This is a genomic window from Pseudomonas sp. PDM28 (assembly GCF_019219115.1).
GTDB lineage: Bacteria > Pseudomonadota > Gammaproteobacteria > Pseudomonadales > Pseudomonadaceae > Aquipseudomonas > Aquipseudomonas laurylsulfatiphila.
Genome location: NZ_JAHUWG010000004.1, coordinates 20384 through 39060, shown reverse-complemented (window position 1 = coordinate 39060; position 18677 = coordinate 20384). Strand labels below are relative to the sequence as shown.

Annotated in this window: 14 protein-coding genes; all 14 read right to left on the bottom strand. The window is 62.2% G+C overall.

Translation table 11 applies throughout. The features are described 5' to 3' along the window. Window position 1: 1 nt before the first annotated feature. On the bottom strand, window positions 2–2098 hold the full coding sequence (locus tag KW841_RS09585) for a biotin/lipoyl-binding protein (protein WP_218475530.1): 2097 nt from the start codon (window positions 2096–2098) through the stop codon (window positions 2–4). Beyond that, window positions 2099–3418 (bottom strand): HlyD family efflux transporter periplasmic adaptor subunit, encoded by a 1320-nt coding sequence (locus KW841_RS09580; protein WP_218475528.1) that lies wholly within the window; start codon window positions 3416–3418, stop codon window positions 2099–2101. It abuts the gene before it with no gap. Beyond that, window positions 3415–4194 carry an efflux RND transporter periplasmic adaptor subunit gene (locus tag KW841_RS09575; protein ID WP_218475525.1) on the bottom strand — a complete coding sequence of 260 codons (780 nt, stop codon included), beginning with the start codon at window positions 4192–4194 and terminating at the stop codon, window positions 3415–3417. The genes KW841_RS09580 and KW841_RS09575 overlap by 4 nt, the downstream gene beginning before the upstream one ends. A gap of 79 nt (window positions 4195–4273) precedes the next feature. Next, on the bottom strand, window positions 4274–5821 hold the full coding sequence (locus tag KW841_RS09570) for an efflux transporter outer membrane subunit (RefSeq protein ID WP_218475524.1): 1548 nt from the start codon (window positions 5819–5821) through the stop codon (window positions 4274–4276). Further along, a complete protein-coding gene (locus KW841_RS09565; protein ID WP_218475522.1) occupies window positions 5818–6882 on the bottom strand; it encodes an HlyD family secretion protein in 1065 nt (354 codons plus the stop codon). Before KW841_RS09565 ends, KW841_RS09570 begins: the two co-directional genes overlap by 4 nt. Before the next feature lie 26 nt (window positions 6883–6908). Then, a complete protein-coding gene (locus tag KW841_RS09560) occupies window positions 6909–8441 on the bottom strand; it encodes an MFS transporter (protein WP_218475519.1) in 1533 nt (510 codons plus the stop codon). A gap of 215 nt (window positions 8442–8656) precedes the next feature. After that, window positions 8657–9574 (bottom strand): LysR family transcriptional regulator, encoded by a 918-nt coding sequence (locus KW841_RS09555; protein WP_102702427.1) that lies wholly within the window; start codon window positions 9572–9574, stop codon window positions 8657–8659. Window positions 9575–9682: 108 nt separating this feature from the next. Further along, entirely contained in the window at window positions 9683–10549 is an 867-nt protein-coding gene (locus KW841_RS09550; protein WP_007977620.1) for an ABC transporter permease, read from the bottom strand. 21 nt (window positions 10550–10570) lie between these two features. Further along, window positions 10571–11431: an ABC transporter ATP-binding protein gene (locus tag KW841_RS09545; RefSeq protein ID WP_218475516.1), complete on the bottom strand. Its 861-nt coding sequence runs from the start codon at window positions 11429–11431 to the stop codon at window positions 10571–10573. A 5-nt stretch (window positions 11432–11436) separates the two neighbouring features. Further along, the gene (locus KW841_RS09540; protein ID WP_102702429.1) at window positions 11437–12462 is read right to left on the bottom strand and encodes an ABC transporter substrate-binding protein; all 1026 of its coding nucleotides are present in this window, start codon (window positions 12460–12462) and stop codon (window positions 11437–11439) included. Window positions 12463–12480: 18 nt separating this feature from the next. Further along, window positions 12481–13368: a TauD/TfdA family dioxygenase gene (locus KW841_RS09535; protein ID WP_218475514.1), complete on the bottom strand. Its 888-nt coding sequence runs from the start codon at window positions 13366–13368 to the stop codon at window positions 12481–12483. A 370-nt stretch (window positions 13369–13738) separates the two neighbouring features. Continuing rightward, window positions 13739–15103, bottom strand: coding sequence for an HlyD family type I secretion periplasmic adaptor subunit (locus KW841_RS09530; RefSeq protein WP_218475511.1), 1365 nt, complete (start codon window positions 15101–15103; stop codon window positions 13739–13741). Next, window positions 15093–17249 carry a type I secretion system permease/ATPase gene (locus tag KW841_RS09525; RefSeq protein WP_102702432.1) on the bottom strand — a complete coding sequence of 719 codons (2157 nt, stop codon included), beginning with the start codon at window positions 17247–17249 and terminating at the stop codon, window positions 15093–15095. The genes KW841_RS09530 and KW841_RS09525 overlap by 11 nt, the downstream gene beginning before the upstream one ends. 42 nt (window positions 17250–17291) lie before the next feature. Further along, on the bottom strand, window positions 17292–18641 hold the full coding sequence (locus KW841_RS09520; protein ID WP_218475508.1) for a TolC family outer membrane protein: 1350 nt from the start codon (window positions 18639–18641) through the stop codon (window positions 17292–17294). Between the last annotated feature and the right edge of the window lie 36 nt (window positions 18642–18677).

The window sequence follows — 18677 nt, the reverse complement described above, 5'->3', positions numbered from 1 at the left end:
CTTAAAAACCGCTTTCCCTGACCCCCAGCGCCGCCATGCGCCGCCAAGCGACCCCCAATAACGACTCGCCGCTGCCCTGCAACACTGCAACGCCACGCAATGGCTGCACCGGCGTCGGCGCCGGTTCGAGGGTCATCAACCGCGCACCGTACTGCGCCTGTACCGGCTCGGCCCGTTGATACTGATCGCGGCGCACGGCAATCGGCCCGTGGTGATCGGACGTCAGCGCCTCCTGATCGACAAACGCCGCACCATTGGTATCGATTTCGCTCAGTTGCACGGCAATCGCCGGGTGCATCGGATCGTCCGCGATAAACCGTCCGGTGGCACCCGGTGCCACGCGCCAGAGCTCCGCCTCGGCCAGATAGCCACGCAAGCGCACCCCCCGCTCGACAACCCGAGCCAGCGGCTCCCGGGTCGACAGCCAGCGCCCCACCGCCCATTGCGGCAGCAGGTCGCGCACAGTGCCGGCATGGGGGGCGCGCAGGAGTAATCGCTCGCGCTGAGCCGCCAGCCCCCGGTATTCCGCGACCGCTTCGGCCAGGCGCTGCTCGACGATCCCGGCATCGGAAGCCGTTTCGCTGCGGCTGGCCTGACGACGCATCTGCAACTGCTGAATGTCGATTTCCCGGCGCGCGATGGCCTGGCGCGAATCGAGATCCGGAGACTCCAGTTCGATCAGGACATCGCCCTGCGCCACCGACTGCCCGTCATATACATTCACCGCCTTGATCCGTGCTGCCACTGGCGCATGCAAGGTGCTGACCCGTCCCGCTTCGAGCATGGCCGGCACCTCGACGGCACTGCGCCACGGCAGGATCAGCAGCAGCAACAGCCCGAACACCACCAGGCTGCTGAGCAACACCCGCGGCCCATGCGCCTGCTCGCGGCGGCTCCACCACTGGCGCCATTCACTCATGATGGGCAGAAAGATGAACCACACCAGTTCCACCAGCATCAGGAAGATCCCCAACACCTTGAAGAACAGGTGGTAGACCGCCAGAGCGATCCCGAAAAACAATGCCGCGCGCCATAACCACGAGCCATACCCCCAGATCAGCAAGCGCCGTTGCATTGTCGGCGACCAAGGCTCCGGCGCCGTGGCACCGTAGCCGAACAAAAACTCGCGCAGGCGCCAACGGCACAAGGCAAACGCCCGGCCTTGCAGGTTATCAACCTGCCAGAAATCGCTGAGCAAAAAATAACCATCAAAGCGCATGAACGGGTTGAGGTTGACCACCAACGTCGTGATCCACGTAGCACTGGCGAGCATGAACGCCGCGGTGCGAGCCGGCCCGTCGGGCAACAACGACCACGCCAGCAAGGCCAGGCACGCCAACAGCAACTCGGCCAGCACACCGCCCGCGCCAATCAGCAACCGGGCCTTGCGATCATTGACCCGCCAGGCATCGCTGACATCGGTATAGAACATCGGCAGCAGCACCATGAACGCCACGCCCATGCTCTGTACCCGGCACCCGGCGCGCTTGGCCATGAACGCATGACCGAATTCGTGGCAGAGCTTGGCGAAGAACAGGGCCACGCCAAACGCCAATGCACCGCCAAGGCTGAACAAATGCGGAAAGGTCGCGATAAACCGCTGCCAGTCCCGCGACACCAGAAACACCCCCAACCCCAGCACGGCGGGCAATCCGTAGCGCAGCGCCCGTGGGCCAAAGCGCTCCAGCCATGGCCAGGCACGGTTGAGAAAACGCTCGGGACGCCACAGCGGAATACGAAAAAACAGGTATTGATGCAGCAGCTGCTGCCACAGGCTCTGGTGCTGGGCAGCCGCTTTAAGGCTGTAACTGGCTCGCTGCTGGGGATCGAGGGCGGTAATCAGGTCGTGGCTGCGCAAGAACACCAGCAACTGCTCAAGATCTGCAGCGTCCAGTACCAGTCCCGGTTCACGATTGGCCGCTTGCAGGACTTGCTCGGGTTCACCCAGCGACCAGTGGCGCAACAATCGCATGGCCGTGGTACCGAGCTTGAAGTAACGCCCCCGCACCGGGTCGGCCAGCGTCCAGCAGGGCGCACCGTCCAGCGCCGGCGCTGCCGGAGACAATTGCAGATCGGCACGCAGGCCGGGCAGGCTCATTTACAGGCCCACGCTCTGACGCAAACCGGCCAGCGGTCGACGCAGCAGGTACAACGCCAGCGGCGCCCGGTCACCGAAGATTTTCGCCGTGCCGCGCAAACCGATGCGCGGGGGTGCCGCGTCGAAAATCGCATCCAGGCGATAGGCCAACTGCCCGCCTGCCGTGGGCTGCGCTTCATAAGCCGAACGTTCGAGCCTGGCCAGATGCCGTTGCAGCGGGTCACTGTCGAGGAACAAGGCGACCTCGGCGCCGGGCTCCAGGGAAATCGCATCGCCCACGGCCAGTTCGATACGCAATTGCGCCTGAGCCGGATCGGCGATCTCCATCAGTCGCTCGCCCGTCTGCACGGGTTTGCCGGTCCAGCGCTCGGCATCGGCAAACACCGCGATGCCATCGCGCTCGGCGCGCACTTCGCTGCGTTTGAGCAGCTCACGGGCGTAGTCACGCTCGGCGCGTTTCTGTTCGACCCGGGCGGCCAGCAAATCCAGTTTCGAGCTGGACTCGGCATCGGCAAACGAGCGCTGGGAGTTGGCCTTGAGTTCCGCCTCGGCAACCCCGAGGGCGCGTTCGGCAACATCGGCCTGAGCCTTGAGCGTGGTGCTTTCGAAGCGCAGCAACAGGTCGCCGGCCTTCACCGTCTGGTTGGGTTTGACCAGGAATTCGGCTATCACACCGTCCAGCGGCGCCGCCACCACCCGACCGCCCAGCGGCACCACTTCGGCCGGTGCCAACACGGATTGGCGCACCGGGATCAACAGCCCGAGCAATAGCATTGCCACCAGCAATGCCTGGCGTTTGCGCGTCCAGCGCAGGCGCCACGGCTTGCGCGGTTGCAACGCCTGCCAGGCGTGGCTGTAGGTATCGCCCAGTTGCGACAGCAGCACTTGTTCGCCAGGGTTCCACGGAACATCCCGGGCCAGCCACAACCCGCCGAACACTGCGCCCTGGCGATCGATCAGCGGCAGCCAGAACACCTGCGCCGCCGACAGGCTTTGCCATTCCGCCTGCAGTGATTCGCTGAGGAGGTCGGCGGCAATGACCCGCGCCTGTTGCAACTGCTCGCCTTTGAACAACTGCGCCACCGCCTGCTCGACGAACGCGACAAACGGCGAATTCGGTTCCACCGCGCTGACACCGGTCACGGCCTGCACCTTCCCGGCGATCAACAGGGCCGCATGGCGAAAGCCAAACAGTGCCTGGCCATCATTGACCAGGCTGTAGGCCAATTGGGCGGGCGTTCGGGCTGCGCGGGTCTGGCGCTCCAAATCTAGAAAACGTGCGAATACCTGCTCGGCACCGCCGCTCACCGGCGCGTTCACTTGAACTCCGCGAAATGCGCCGTGCCGCTCATGCCCGCCAGCAACCCGCTGGCATCGGGCACGCTGGCCACCAGCAGCAAGGTCTGACTGCCTTCATCGATTCGCGCGCCCAGGCGCTTGACCGTCGCGTCCAACGGCTTGCCGGTTTCATCGGGAACAAAACTGAAAGTCTGCCCGGGCTTGAGTCGGGCCATCCAGCGCGAGGGCACGAGCAGGTGGATTTCCAGGGTGCGATTATCGACAACGTCCAGCAATGGCGCGCCGGCTGGAACGCTTTCAAAGCGCTGTACCTTGCGCTCGACGACCTGACCATCGAACGGCGCCAGCACGCTGCAACGCTTGACCTGCACTTGATACACCTGGGACTGCGCCTGGGTTTCACTGACCTTGGCCTCGGCACGTGCCACTTCGAAACGCCCGACCGAATTCAGCGCGGCCAGTTGCCGGTTGTGCGCCAGTTCTTCACCTGCGCCACGGCTGGCCGCTTGAGCGGCATTGAGCTGCGCCTGATAGGCCGAGCAATCGAACCGCGCCAGGGTATCGCCCTTCTTGAACGATTCCCCCTCGCTGAACGGCAATTCGACAATCCGCCCGGGCACCTCACTGGCCAGTACGGCCTGGTCCCTGGCGCGCAATACACCACGGGCCTCGGTGCTGGTCGCAGCACTGGCGCCTGCATCCATTTGCGTAAGCGGATCGTCTACCCCAGGCGTTTGCGCCTGGACAACGCTCGCGACGAGGACCCATCCCAACCCCAACACACAGAAAATCCGCATGACCGCACTCCCTTTCGGATCAACGGAGTCTACGACAGCGGTGACTAGCGTCAAGCAGATGGCCATCATTGCCTGTGTATTAACGCTGCGCCGACTCGCTCAACGGATACACCGACTCCCACCCCCCACCCAACGCCTTGTACAACCCGACGGCCGCCAGCGACACGCCGGTCGAGCTTTCGACCCACTGCTCCTGCGTGGCCAGCAACGCCCCTTGCACGGTGAGTACGGTGACGAAATCCACCACGCCCTCCACGTACTGCTGTTGCGCGGTGTCCAGCGCAATGCGGTTCTGCCGCACGGCTTCGGCCAGGCTGTCGCGGCGCAATTGGCTGGCGTTATAGGCGGTCAGTTGGTCATCGATTTCATGCCAGGCGCGCAACACGGTTTGCTGATAGGCAATGGCCGCTTCCTGTTGTTGTGCTTCACGCAATTGGAGCACGCCACGCAAACGGCCACCGTCGAACAACGGCAAGCTCAATTGCGGGCCGATCCCGAATGAACGCGAACCCCAGGAGCCAAAATCGCTCAGCTGCATGGCCTGGGAGCCGATGTTCCCCGACAGGATGATTCGCGGATAGAAATCCCCCTTGGCCACGCCAATGCTGGCCGTGGCGGCATGCAGTCGCGCTTCGGCCTGGCGAATGTCCGGTCGACGCTCAGCCAGTTGCGAGGGCAAGCCAATGGCGACCTGGCGGGGCGTTTGTGGCACCGGGGCGTCTGTGGATAATTCCGCCGCCAATGCCTGGGGTGCTTCGCCCATCAACAGGCTCAAGGCATTGATCAGTTGCCACTGGCGCTGCTCCAGCGCGGGCAGACGCGATTCGATGGCCGCCACCTGCGCGGCGGCTTCGGCGACATCCAGATCCGTCGCGACGCCGTCGGCCAGGCGCAGTTGCGAGAGCTTCAGGCTATGGCGGGCGACGTCGAGGTTCTGTTCGGTAACGAGCCGGGTGTTCTGCACACCGCGCAATTGAATGTAGTCCTGGGCGGTTTCGGCCAGCACCGACAGCAGCACACCACGCCGGTCGTTCTCGGCGACCTCCAAGGTGGCGTCGGCTGCTTCGGTTTCCCGACGCACGCGGCCCCAGAAGTCGAGCTCCCAGGAAGCGGAAAAGCCGGCATTCCACAGGTTGAAAGCCGATTGGCCATTGTGTCCCGACGGGTCGTTCAAGCCTTCAGCACTGCTGCGATTGCGCCCGTAACTGCCACTGGCGGCCGTGTTGGGGTAGCGGTTGGCAGTGATCACCTGGCGCACCGCACGACTTTGCTGCAAACGGCTGCCGGCCAGCTTCAGGTCGAGGTTGTCGGTCAGGGCGCGCTGGCTCAAGGCCGAGAGTTTCGGGTCGTGGAACACTTCCCACCAGCGCTCGGCCATTGTTTCGGCGATGGCCTGGCTGGTGGCTGCCTTTGATGGTTTTGCCCATTCGGTGATTTGTGTGGTTTCGGGCTTTTGGAAATCGGGGCCGACGGTGCAGGCGCTGAGGCTCATGACGAGCAAGGCACTGAAGGTGAGTGACTGCCACAGGCCTCTTCGCGGGCAAGCCCGCTCCCACAGTTGACCGCATTCCCCTGTGGGAGCGGGCTTGCTCGCGAAGGCGTCAGCGCGATCAACGAATATCTTCATCGCTGAACAACCTCTTTCGCCTCGGCGGTGGCCGTATCAATACTCGCCTCCACCGACATCCCCACCCGCAAGCGCTCGGCCAGCGACTGCCCCGGCTCCAGCACGATCTTCACCGGTATCCGCTGCACCACCTTGGTGAAGTTGCCAGTGGCATTGTCCGGTTTGATCGCGGCGAACGTCACCCCGGTGGCCGGCGCGATGCTTTCGACACGACCGTTGAGTGCCGCACCGCCCAGGCTATCGACGCGCACTTGCACCGCCTGCCCCGGCTGCACATCCGTCAGTTGCGTTTCCTGGAAATTGGCCATCACATAAGCCTGCGCCAGCGGCACCACGGCAAGGATCTTGCTGCCCGGCGTGACGTAGGCGCCGACCCGCACCGCGCGTTCTCCGACCATACCGTCCTGTGGCGCCACGATCCGCGTATAGGACAACTCGTAGCTGGCCATTTCCAGCTTCGCTTGCGCCCGTTTCAGCCCGCCTTCGGCTGCATCGCGCTGGGCCGTCAGGATCTCCACCTGCTTGCGCTCCGCCGCCAGCACTGCCGTGGCGTTAGCCAGACGTGCGCCAGCCTGGTCGATGCGTGTTTGCGCCTGTTGCGCATTTTGCACCGTGCCGGCGCCCACCCCGGCGAGGTGCTTGTAGCGGTTCAATTCATGCTCGGCAAAGGCCATTTCCGCCTTGGCCGAAACCACCGAAGATTGCGCCTGGGCAATCACCGATGCCTGGCGCTCCAGGGTCGCCCGGGCGTTTTGCAGTTGCGCCCTGGCCACCAGCGTTTCGGCGTCGGCGGCCTGGGCGGCGGCGCGCAAATCCCGGTCATCGATCAGCGCCAGCAATTGCCCCGCCTTGACCTGCTGGTTGTCCTCGACCAGCACTTCCTTGATAAACCCGGCGACCCGCGGCACGACCAGGGTGAAGTCCGCCGAGACGTATGCATCGTTGGTGTTCTGCTGGGTACGCTTGCCGAACAGGCCGGGCATTGCGAGGTACAGCGCCCCACCGACGACCAATGCGACGGCCACGGCCACCGCGACTTTCTGCTTTGCTTGGGTGTTCATAAAAACCTTCTGTTTCAGTGGAGCATTCAGGTCGGTATGCGCGGCGGATAGATCCGCGTCGGCAGCCAGAAAATCAGCAGGATCAAGGTCACGGCGAGACCGGCCATGCACAGGTAAAGATCAGAGGACGTGAGCACCAGCGCTTGCTCATGCAGACGATGAGCGAGACTTGCGCCGTCGCGCTCGGCAAGCGGCGAGTTGCCGAGGCGATCGACCAACATGGTCGAATGAAAATGCAGACGGGCCGTGGTCAGCGCTTCGATCACCCCGGTGGCGATGACCGCCGACAGGCCTTTGACGGTGTTGAACCAGGCCGATGCGAACGGCCCTTCCATAGGACTGATGCTGCCGGTGGACAACATCAACAGCGGCAATACCGCCATGGGCTGACCGAAAATCTGCAGCCATTGCAGCACATAGAAATCGTCGCGGATCCACGCGGACGTCAGTTGCGAGCCGCCGACGCACGACAACGCCAGCATGCCCAGGCCGATGCCCAACACCCAGCGGCAATCAACCCAGCGAAAGTTGCACAGGGTCGCCACCAACGGCAGCGCGATCAATTGCGGCAGCGCCGCCAGCAGCATGATCGGTGCGGTCTGCACCGGGCGATAACCCTGGACCTGCGCCAGGTAGCTGGACGGAATGATGATCACCGCCTGCAACACCACCAGCACGCCCGCCAGGGTCAGCAGGGCGAAAGACAGGTTGCGGATGCCGAGCATTTGCATCTTGAAAAACGGTATCGGCTGCGACCACTCGCCGCTCAAAAACAGCACCAGCAGCAACAGCCCGCCACCGAGCAATCCGCAGATCAGGTTCGACTCGAACCAGTCCAGACGGTTGCCCTGCAGGATGCCGATCACCAGCATGCAGATGGCGGGAAAGCCCAACAGCAATCCGCGCCAGTTGAAGGACTTGAAGCGCTCCAGGCGCAGCGGGTCCTGGGGCAGGCCATACGCTACCGCGGCCATGGCAATCAGGCACGGTGCGATGATTTGCCAGAAGGTCCATTGCCAGCCGACGTAGTCGGTCCACAGCCCGGCCAATGGCGTGCCCAGGCCCGGGCCGAACGTCGCCGTCAGGGCATAACCGGCCAGGCCATACAATTTCACGTTGGCGGGCAGAAACCGCAGGGCCACGGTCATCAACATGGGGGGCAGTGCGCCGCCCGCCAGGCCTTGCAAGGTGCGCAGCAACAGCAGGCTTTCGTAATTCGGGGCAAAGGGGCACAACACACCCAACAGGGTGAACAGGCTGATGGCGCACAGGGTGAAACGCCGCAACGAGAACGTCACCGCACACCAGGGCGCAAACGCCATGGCCGCCACCGACGTCGCGGTGTAACAGGCGACCAGCCAGGTGCCTTCGTCGTAGCCGATGGCCAATGCACCACGGATGTCGGCGAGCGCGACCTTGGTCACCATCTCGTTCAGGCCCGACACCAGCACCGCCAGCAGCACGCCCACCAGGCCGATGATGATCCGTGGGCCGAAGACCGGCGGTGCGGCTGCCGTGCTGACCGCAGCGACAGGTGCCGTGACCGTAAGGGAAGTCATGTACTGCGAGCTCCGGCGTGGAAAGACCGAAGCATTCTAAAAAGCGTGATGCCTGACGAAAATCAACTTATCGGCAGGTTATAAGTGCGCCAGACGCAACGATACCCTCCTGTGGGAGCGAGCTTGCTCGCGATAGCGGCAGGTCAGCCAATAGGGATGTCGAGGCTGCCGGCCTCATCGCGAGCAAGCTCGCTCCCACAGGGGAACTGATCAGCTCATGGTTGAGCAGCCAGCCACGTTTCATCGCAGCAGGTTTTCAGGGTTTCACGCAGCCAGCGGTGCGCCGGGTCCTTGTCGAAGCGCGGGTGCCAGGCCTGGGTCAGCATCAGGGTCGGCAACGGAATCGGCAGGTTGAACGAGCGCAGTTTCAACCCCAGCCGCCGCACACTCAGCAAGGCTTCCTTGGGCACCGGCAGGATCAGGTCGGAATCGGGCAGGGCAAACATCGCCGCATGAAAACTTGGCGCGATCACCGCCACCCGTCGCTCCAGGCCCAGGGCATTGAGCGCGGTATCGATCGGCCCCCGGGCAATGCCACGCCGGGACATGCTGATATGGGAATAACCGGCATAGCGCTCTGCCGTGATCTCTTCGTCCAGCAGCGGATGATCCTCGCGCACCAGGCCGACGAAGTGGGTGGAAAACAGGTTCTGAACCTTCACTTCCGGGGTCAACGGCCGTGTGTTGCTGACACTCAGATCGATCCGCCCTTCGCGCAAGGCCTCATCATCGCCATCGCCTTCCGGGACGAAACGCAATTCACAGTGCGGCGCCTGCCGGTCGAGTGTGTCGAACAACCTGCCGCCGTAGACACCGACAAAGAAGTCGTTAGCCCGAATGCTGAACCGCCGCCGCAGTGAACTCAGCTCCACCGCATCGGCCGACCGAAACAGCAACCCGGCCTGCTCCACCACGCTGCGCACTTGCTCGCGCAATTCCAGCGCCTTGGGGGTCGGCACCAGGCCACGGCCGGCGCGCACCAGGATCGGGTCGCCAATGGCTTCGCGGATGCGCGTCAACGTCCGGCTCATGGCCGCCGGGCTCAGGTTCATCCGCCGCGCCGCCCCCACCACACTGCCCTCGTCGAGCAAGGCGTCGAGGGCGACCAGCAGGTTCATGTCCGGGAGTTGCATGCAGGGCACTCATGGCCGATCAGGATTGATCCAGATGCAATGCTAGCAGATCAAAAGATCGCAGCCTTCGGCAGCGCCTACAGAGGCATGTGATCTTCTGATTTGCGATCAGCGCTGCATCCCCCAGCGCTTCACCGTCACCCGCTCCAACGAATCAAACACCAGATTCTCCACCAGCAACCCAATAAGAATCACCACCGCCAGGCCGGCAAACACCTTGTCGGTGTACAGCTCATTGCGATTCTGAAAGATATACCAGCCCAACCCACCCTTGCCGCTGGTCGCGCCAAACACCAACTCGGCAGCAATCAACGTCCGCCAGGCAAACGCCCAGCCGATTTTCAACCCGGCGAGGATCGACGGCAGCGCCGCCGGGATCAGGATGAACAGCACAAAACGCATGCCCTTGAGACCATAGTTGCGCCCGGCCATGCGCAGTGTTTCCGAGACGCCGAGAAACCCGGCGTAGGTGTTCAGCGCCAAGGCCCAGAGCACCGAATGCACCAGCACGAAAATCAGGCTGTTCTGCCCCAGGCCGAACCACAACAGCGCCAGCGGCAAAAGCGCGATAGCGGGCAACGGGTTGAACATCGACGTCAGGGTACTGAGCAAGTCGCGACCGAATTGCGTCGACACCGCCAGTGTCGTCAGGCCAAACGCCAGGACGATGCCGATCAGGTAACCCTTGAGCAACACCACCAGAGAGATCCACACCTTGCCCAGCAGCTCGCCACTGAGCAGGCCGTCGTACAGCGCGTGAGCGGTCTGCAAGAAGCTCGGCAGCAGCAGGTCGTTGTTCTGATAGCGCGCAACGGCTTCCCAGAGCACGGCGAGCAACACCAGGATCAGGCTTTTACGCAACCAGCCCTGTTGCCACAGGCGTTGCCCAAGGGGCAGTTCACGCTCCAGCGGCACGCTGGTCAGTGGCTGCAAAACCGTTTCGAACGCTTCACGCGGGGATGATAAATGGCTCATCGGGCCCTCCTCTCAACTGGCTCAATACGCAATGCGAATGTCAGCGAAATCCAGCTCATGCTCGGCTTGCGGTGATTGACCTTCGTCGAACAACAGCCGGTGAATGCGACGCGCCGATTCCTGAAACGCCACACCGCCGAGGCTGTGCAAATCGTATTGGTGGCTGTGCACTTCCGCCCGCACTCGCCCCGGATGCGGTGACAGCAACAGAATGCGGTTACCCACCACCAGCGCCTCTTCGATGGAGTGCGTGACGAACAGCAGTGTGAAGCGCACCTCTTCCCAGAGCAGCAGCAGTTCTTCCTGCATCTTGCGTCGGGTCAGCGCATCGAGGGCGGCGAAGGGTTCGTCCATCAGGAGGATTTTCGGCTGCATCGCCAGCGCCCGGGCGATGGCAACCCGAGCCTTCATGCCACCGGACAAGGTGTGTGGATAGGCATCGGCAAACGCCGCCAGACCGACCTTCTCCAGGTAGTGCAAGGCCCGCTCTTCAGCCTCTTTGCGCTTGAGGGTTTTCGAGGCCAGCAGCGGAAACATCACGTTCTGTTTGACGGTTTTCCACGGTGGCAGTTGATCAAACTCCTGGAACACCACGATCCGGTCCGGCCCCGGCGCATCGACGCGCTGACCTTGCAGACGGATCTCGCCTTCCACGGGCTGGATGAAGCCGGCAGCGGCCTTGAGCAAGGTCGACTTGCCGCAACCGGACGGCCCGAGCAGGACAAAACGGTCTGCCGGATCGATCTCGAAGCTGACTTGATGGGTCGCCCGCACTACCCGCTGCGGCGTGCGGTACTCGAGGCTGACGTTGTCGACCGACAGCAGCGCCTGGGCTGCCGCGATCGGATTGCTGACCGTGTGGCCTTGCAAAGGGGCGTTCATTTCGGTCAGCTCCCTTGCAGCGGCTTGGCGTCCTGGAAGAAATAGTCCTTCCACGAGTCCGGTTTGTTTTTGATCGCGCCGACGCGGTAGAGGAACTCGGCCAACGGGTAAGTGTTTTTCGGCGTGACGCTGAACTCGAACTGCGGGTTGTCGATGATTTTCAGCAACGCGGCGCGGTCGATTTTGGCCTTGGTCACGCGGATGTAAGTGTCCGCTGCTGCGCCTTTATCGTTCTGCGCAAACTGTGCGGCCTCGGTCAGCGCTTCGATGAAGGCTTTGTAGGTTTTCGGGTTCTCGTTGCGGAATTTCTCGGTGGCGAACAGCACCGTCGGTGAGTTCGGGCCGAGCAGGTCATAAGTGTTCAGCACCACGTGTACATTGGGGTTTTCCAGCGCCTGATCCTGGAATGGCGGGTTGGAAAAGTGCCCGGTCAACTCGGTGCCACCGGCTACCAGCGCCGCTGTAGCGTCGGGGTGCGGAACAGCGATGGTGTACTTGTCGAGGCGATTGAAATCCTTGTCGCCCCACTGCCTGGCGGCCGCGTATTGCAGGAAGCGCGACTGTACCGACACGCCCACCGCCGGCACCGCGATGCGGTCCTTCTCGGTGAAATCGGCAATGGTCTTGACCTTGGGGTTGTTGCTCACCAGGTAGTACGGGAAGTTGCCGAGGGAAGCCACGGCCTTGACGTTCTGCTTGCCGTGGGTGCGGTCCCAGATGGTCAACAGCGGGCCGACACCGGCACCGGCAATGTCGATCGAGCCGGACAGCAGCGCATCGTTGACCGCCGCGCCGCCGGAGAGCTGGGTCCAGTCGACCTTGATGTCGATACCTTCCTGCTTGCCGTACTTCTCGATCAGGTTCTGATCGCGCACCACGTTGAGCAGCAGGTAGACGATGCCGAACTGTTCGGCGATGCGGATTTCACCTTCGGCATGGGCCACGGTCGGCGCGACCAGGCTGCCGGCGATCAGACTGAAACCCAGGCCGATGGCGGCGGCCAGGGGTGCAAAGGGCAGACGTTTGGACATGATCAATTCTCCGGCAATTCAGAAAGGCGCGTCGCCCTGGATGGTGGTGCGAAACAACTTGCGGCGCAGATAGCTCGGGCATCCGGCGGCAAGGTGGATCAGCGAGCGGTTGTCCCAGAACACCAGGTCATGGGGCTGCCACTGATGGCGGTAGATGTTTTGCGGCAACACGCTGTGGGCGTAGAGTTCGGCCAGCAGTTGCTGGCTCTCGTCCTCCGGCAGGCCAACGACGCGGGTGGTGAACCCCTCACTGACGAACAAGGCCTTGCGGCCGTTTTCCGGGTGGGTACGCACGACCGGGTGGACGACTTCGGCGACCTGGGCCAGTTGCTCCGGGGTCAGGGTCGGGCGCCAGTTGCCTTCGAATTTGGTTTCGCTGTAACGCGCTGTGTAGGAGTGCGCGGCCGAGCGGCCTTCCACCGCTTTGCGCAGCGCCTCGGGCAGGTTGTCCCAGGCCTTGTGCATGTCGGCGAACAAGGTGTCGCCGCCCTCCGCTGGCAGCTCCTGGGCGTGCAGCATCGAGCCCAGGCTCGGCAGTTGTTTGTAGGAGAGATCGGAATGCCAGAACTTGCCGGCATCACCCAGGCCGATGTTCTGGCCGTTTTCGACGATGTTGGAAACGATGAGGATTTCCGGATGCCCTGCCAGCAGGAACTGTTTGAGCACGTGAATCTGCAACACGCCAAAACGACGGCTGAAGTCGATGTGCTGCTGCGGGGTGATGCGCTGGTCGCGGAACACCACCACATGATGGTCCAGGTGCGCGCGGTGAATGCGGGCGAAGTCCTGATCATTGATCGGGCGGGACAAATCGAGGCCGAGGATTTCGGCGCCCACCGCTCCGCTGAACGGGCGGATTTCAAAGAATTGTGGCGCGATGCTTGGCGAAGCTGAGGCTGCAGACATAAATCACTCCCACGCACGGCACGCTCAATGGCGCGCGCGTCGATCAGAAACTCACGGAGGTCCCGTGTTGGTTCGTGTCGTGCGGCGCGCCGATTGGTCGGCAGGTACGCAGGAAATTGACTTTATAGGTATAAGAATTGAAATTTAAATACCGTTAATGAATAACGATATGGCGATTGCTAAGGGGCTGCGTGGATTGCGGAGTGACGTTATTTGTCACTTACTGACAGGGTTGTGGTGTTTTTCCTGGCCCCATCGCGGGCAAGCCCGGCTCCCACAGGTTTCTGTGTCAAACACATGATTGTGTTTCAACAGAGAACTTGTGGGAGCCGGGCTTGCCCGCGATGAGGCCAGTGAATTCACTAAAGATCTAGCGCTCGTGCAGCGCCTCGGCCCGCGCGCGGATGATCGGCTTGAGCAGGTAGCTGAGGATGGTCTTCTTGCCAGTGATGATGTCCACGGAAGCCACCATCCCCGGAATGATCAACAAGGGCTTTTCGTCGGTGCCCAAGTGGCTGCGGTCGGTGCGCAGCTTGATGATGTAGTAGGTGGTTTTCTTGTCATCGTCGGTAATGGTGTCGGCACCGATCTGTTCCAGCTTGGCCTTCAGCCCACCGTAGATGGTGTAGTCATAGGCCGTGAATTTCACCGTCGCTTCCTGCCCCGGGTGCAGGAACGCGATGTCCTGCGGGCGGATCTTCGCCTCGACCAGCAAGGTGTCGTCCAGCGGCACGATTTCCACCAGGTCGCTGCCTGGCTGGATAACCCCGCCGATGGTATTGACCAGCAGCTTGTTGACGATACCCCGCACCGGCGAGGTGACCAGCGTCCGGCTGACCCGGTCTTCCAGGGCCTTGCCGGTGGCCTGGGCCTTGTTCAGATCGGTGCGTGCTTCATTGAGCTGGGTAAGGGCTTCGCTACGGAACTTGCCGCGGGTTTCGTCGATCTTGCGCTGTACTTCCTTGATCGCCGACTCGGCTCGCGGAATAGCAAGGGTGGTAGCGTCGAGCTGGCCACGGGTCTCCGCTTCGGCACGCCTGAGGCGCAGGACTTCCACCGGTGATACCGCGCCCTGGGCCACCAATGGCTCGGACATGCTGATTTCCTGACGCTGGAAGCCCAATTGCTGGCGGTATTGCGCCTGCTTGGAGGTGAACTCGCGCAGCTCTTGCTGGCGCTGGATCAACTGCTCCTGCAAGCCGCCAATTTCGTCGTGCAACTGCTGACGGCGGCTGATATAGAGCGACTCTTCGCTCTTGGCCTGACCTGGCACAGCCTTGAGTACATCCTCGGGGAAGTTCAGCGGACGATCGTCGACCTCGGCACTCAGGCGCTCGACCCGCAGCACCATCGACAACCGATCGGCCTCGGTTTCACCGACGTTCGACGCAAATCGCGTGTCGTCCAGGCGAAGCAGCGGTGCACCGGCGTCGACGATCTGGCCTTCCTTGACGAACAGCTCGGAAATGATACCGCCCTCAAGGTTCTGGATTTTCTGGATCTTTGACGACGGAATCGCCTTGCCATCGCCCTTGGTCACTTCGTCGATGACCGCGAAGTTGGCCCAGACCATCAGGAAGACGAAGAACGCGATGATCGCCCAGATCGTCAGCCGCACCACACGCGGCGCATCTTCGATCAGCGCCTTGTTGACCTCCGGCAGCGGCTGGCCCTGGAGCGAAGAAGAGCCCTTGAAGTAGCGAAGGATCGAACCCTTACCCGACTTAAGCAACACTGATCTGCCCCTTCTTCAACGCTTCCATCACCGCGGCTTTCGGGCCGTCGGCGAGTATCTGCCCGCGGTCGATCACGATCAGCCGATCCACCAGCGACAACAGCGATGCCCGGTGTGTCACCAGCACCACGGTCTTGTTTTCGATCACGGCTGCCAGGCGCTGCTTGAGGCGCTCTTCACCGGTGTTATCCATGGCACTGGTCGGTTCGTCGAGCAGCAGGATCGGCGGATTGAGCAGTAATGCACGGGCCAGGGCCACGTTTTGCCGCTGGCCGCCGGAAAGGTTCTGCCCGCGTTCGCCCACTTGCAGCTCATAACCCTGCGGATGCAGGCGCGCATATTCGTGGACACCGGCCAGCTCTGCCGCTTGCAGCACCAGTTCATCCTCGACATACCGCGCACCGGAAACCAGGTTGTCGCGCAAGGTGCCGGCGAGCAGCTGAATGTCCTGGGGCACGTAGCCGATGTTGTAGCGCAGCTCGCTGACGTCGATCTGGCGGATATCCACACCATCGACCAACAGCGAGCCATCATCCGGCTGATAGAGCCCTACCAGCAGTTTGGCCAGCGAGCTCTTGCCCGAGCCGCTTCGGCCAATGATGCCGATCTTCTCACCGGGCTGAATCGACAGATTGATGTTCTTCAGCGCCAGGTTCTGCTGTTGGGGGTAGGTGAAATTGAGCTGGCGGCATTCAATGGCGCCCTGCAATATCTTGCGGCTGAGCGGGCGCTCTTCGAAATTGCGCTCCTGGGGCAGTTCCATCATTTGGTCGACGGACGTCATGGTCACCCGTGCCTGTTGATAGCGCGTCAGCAACCCGGAGAGCGACGCCAGCGGGCTGAGCGCACGGCCACTGAGCATATAGCAGGCAATCAGACCGCCCATGCTCAGGTGACCGTCAATGATCTGGTACACACCGAAGACGATCATGATCACCCCGGCCAGTTGCTGGATCAGCAAGGTGATGTTCATCGCCAGGCCGGACAGCATCTTCACCCGCAATTCAAGGCGACTGAGGGTGCCAATGGTCTGTTCCCACTGATACTGGCGTTCGCTTTCGGCGTTGTTGACCTTTACCGCATCCAGCCCGGCCAGGGTTTCGATCAGGCTCGACTGCCGCTCGGCCCCCAGCGCCATGGTCCGCTCCATGGTCGCTACCAGGGGTTTCTGCAACGCATAGCCGATGGCCAGGGCGATCGGGAAGGCCAGCACCGGTATCCACACCAGATGGCCGCCGAGGATCGCGATAACCATGAAAATCAGGAGGGTGAACGGCAGGTCGATCAGGCTGGTAAGGGTCAGCGAGGCGAGGAAATCGCGCAGACTCTGAAATTCATGGATGTTCTGGGCAAAACTGCCGACCCGTGCCGGCCGGTACTTCATGGTCATGCCGACGATGCGTTCGAACAGCGTGGCCGAGATGATCAGGTCGGTTTTCTTGCCGGCCAGGTCCAGGCACAGGCTGCGCAGGCTTTTCAGGATCAGGTCGAAGAGGTAGGCGCCAGAGATGCCGACGGCCAGCACCCATAGCGTCGCTTCGGCCTGGTTCGGCACGACACGGTCGTAGACGTTCATCACGAACAACGGCGCGGCCATGGCAATGATGTTGATCAGGAAACTGGCGGCAATGGCGTCGGCGTACAGCCAGCGCGAACGCTTGAGAGTGTCCCGAAACCACGAGCGCGCACGCGGAATCAGCGTGCCGTGATTGACGTCGAACTTGTGCTGCGGTTGGGCAAAAAAGACTTTGCCGGTGTAGTCGTCGGCCAGCAGCTCGCGGCTGACCAGGGACTCACCGCCATCGCTTTCGCTGAGCAGCACCCGCACCTGATCTTCGCCTTGCCAGCCAAGCAGGACGGCGCTGCGACCGTCCTTGAGCAGCAACAATGCCGGCATGGCAATCGCCGGAATATCCTCCAGCTTGCGCTGCAGCACCCGACCTTGCAGCCCCGCGCGAGCCGCCGCACGTGGCAGCAGCTCGACACTCAAACGCTGCTCGGGCAGTGGCAGGCCGGTGGTGAGCATGGCCGCGCTGGCCGGCTTCTGGTGCAGCATGCAAAGAGCGAGCAGACCATCCAGCAACGGATCGTCATGCAACGCGCGCGGATCATGAATGAGTTGAACCCGACTGACTTCTGATTCCACGCTCGGCACTCTTGGCTAACAATTGAACAATGAAGGTCCTGCTCAATTCATACCGGGCAATTGGACCTTCGGCTTCACGTCGTTCTGCACAACGGATGCCAATGGTGCGACCACTCCCTGGCTCTTGAGCAACTCGCCCATGGTCGCCTTGATTCGGTACTGAGTAAATAACTGAATGTTCTTGATCTCCGCCAGACGGCGAGAAGAGGAGAACAACTCGTTCTCGCTGTCGAGCAAATCGAGCAGGGAGCGCTCGCCGAGGGTGAACTGACGCTGATAAGCGGTACGCACCGCGGTGCTGTGATCGACGTATTGCTGAGCGATCGGCACCTGGGCATTGGCGTTGTTCAGGGCGTTCCAGGCCAGGCCCAGCTCTTCATTCAATTGGCGCAGGGCATTGTTGCGGATATCCAGCGCCTGGTTCGACAGGTAGGACTTGGATTCCAGGTCGGCCTTGTTGCTGCCGCCGGCATACAGGTTGAAGCGCATGCGCAGCATGGCCTGCCATTCGTTGTTGTGGCCGTTCTGACCATCGATATCGTTGTCGGCGGTGCGCCCCAGTTCAGCATCGAAGCGTGGGTAGAAGGTCGACTTGGCCGTGTCGTACTGCTTTTCGGCGGCGGCGATGTCGGATTCGGCCGAGCGCAGGATCGGGCTGTTTTCCAGCATCTGCGCGCGCGCTTCATTCAGGTTGGCCGGCATCAGCGCCAGGAAACTCACCGGGCGCTCCAGTTGATCGGGCATCTGGCCGACAGCGGACAGGTAGTTGGTCTCGGCATCAGCCAGGTTGGTCTGCTCGGTGATCAGGTTGTTGCGCGCCTGGGCCATCCGCGCCTCCGCCTGATCGAGGTCGGCGCCGCTGCCGACGCCACGCTGGGTGCGCAGCTGGATCTGGTCGTAAATGCGTTGGTGGCTCTTGAGGTTGTCCTCGGCCAGGCGCACGAATTCGCGACGGGTCAGCACGTCGAGATAGACCTGGGCCACGGTCAGCCCGGTACGCTCGGAAGTACTCAGCAGCGAATAGGCGCGGGAGTTGACGGTGGCTTGTTGACGCCCTACTTCGCTGGTCGTCGCAAAACCGTCAAAAACCATCTGGGTCAGTCGCAAGCTCGATTCACTGCGGTTCAGGGTTTCGAAGTGATTGTTGCTGCCGTCTCGCGTCGTCACGCTATCGGTGCCTTCACGACCATAACCGCCCAGCAGATCGACCCGTGGCAAATATCCACCTTTCGCAGCCTTCAACTGATAATCAGCCGCCAGCCGGCTGTTGACGCCGGCCTGGACCTCCGGATGGACATCCAGCGCTTGTTGCATGGCTTCTGGTAAGGATTGCGCCTGGACGAAAGACGCGGCGAGGGCGAAAGGTAGAGCCATGAACAAAGGCGAACGCATTGTAGGAATTTCCCAGGACTTCTTGTCTTGAATCAC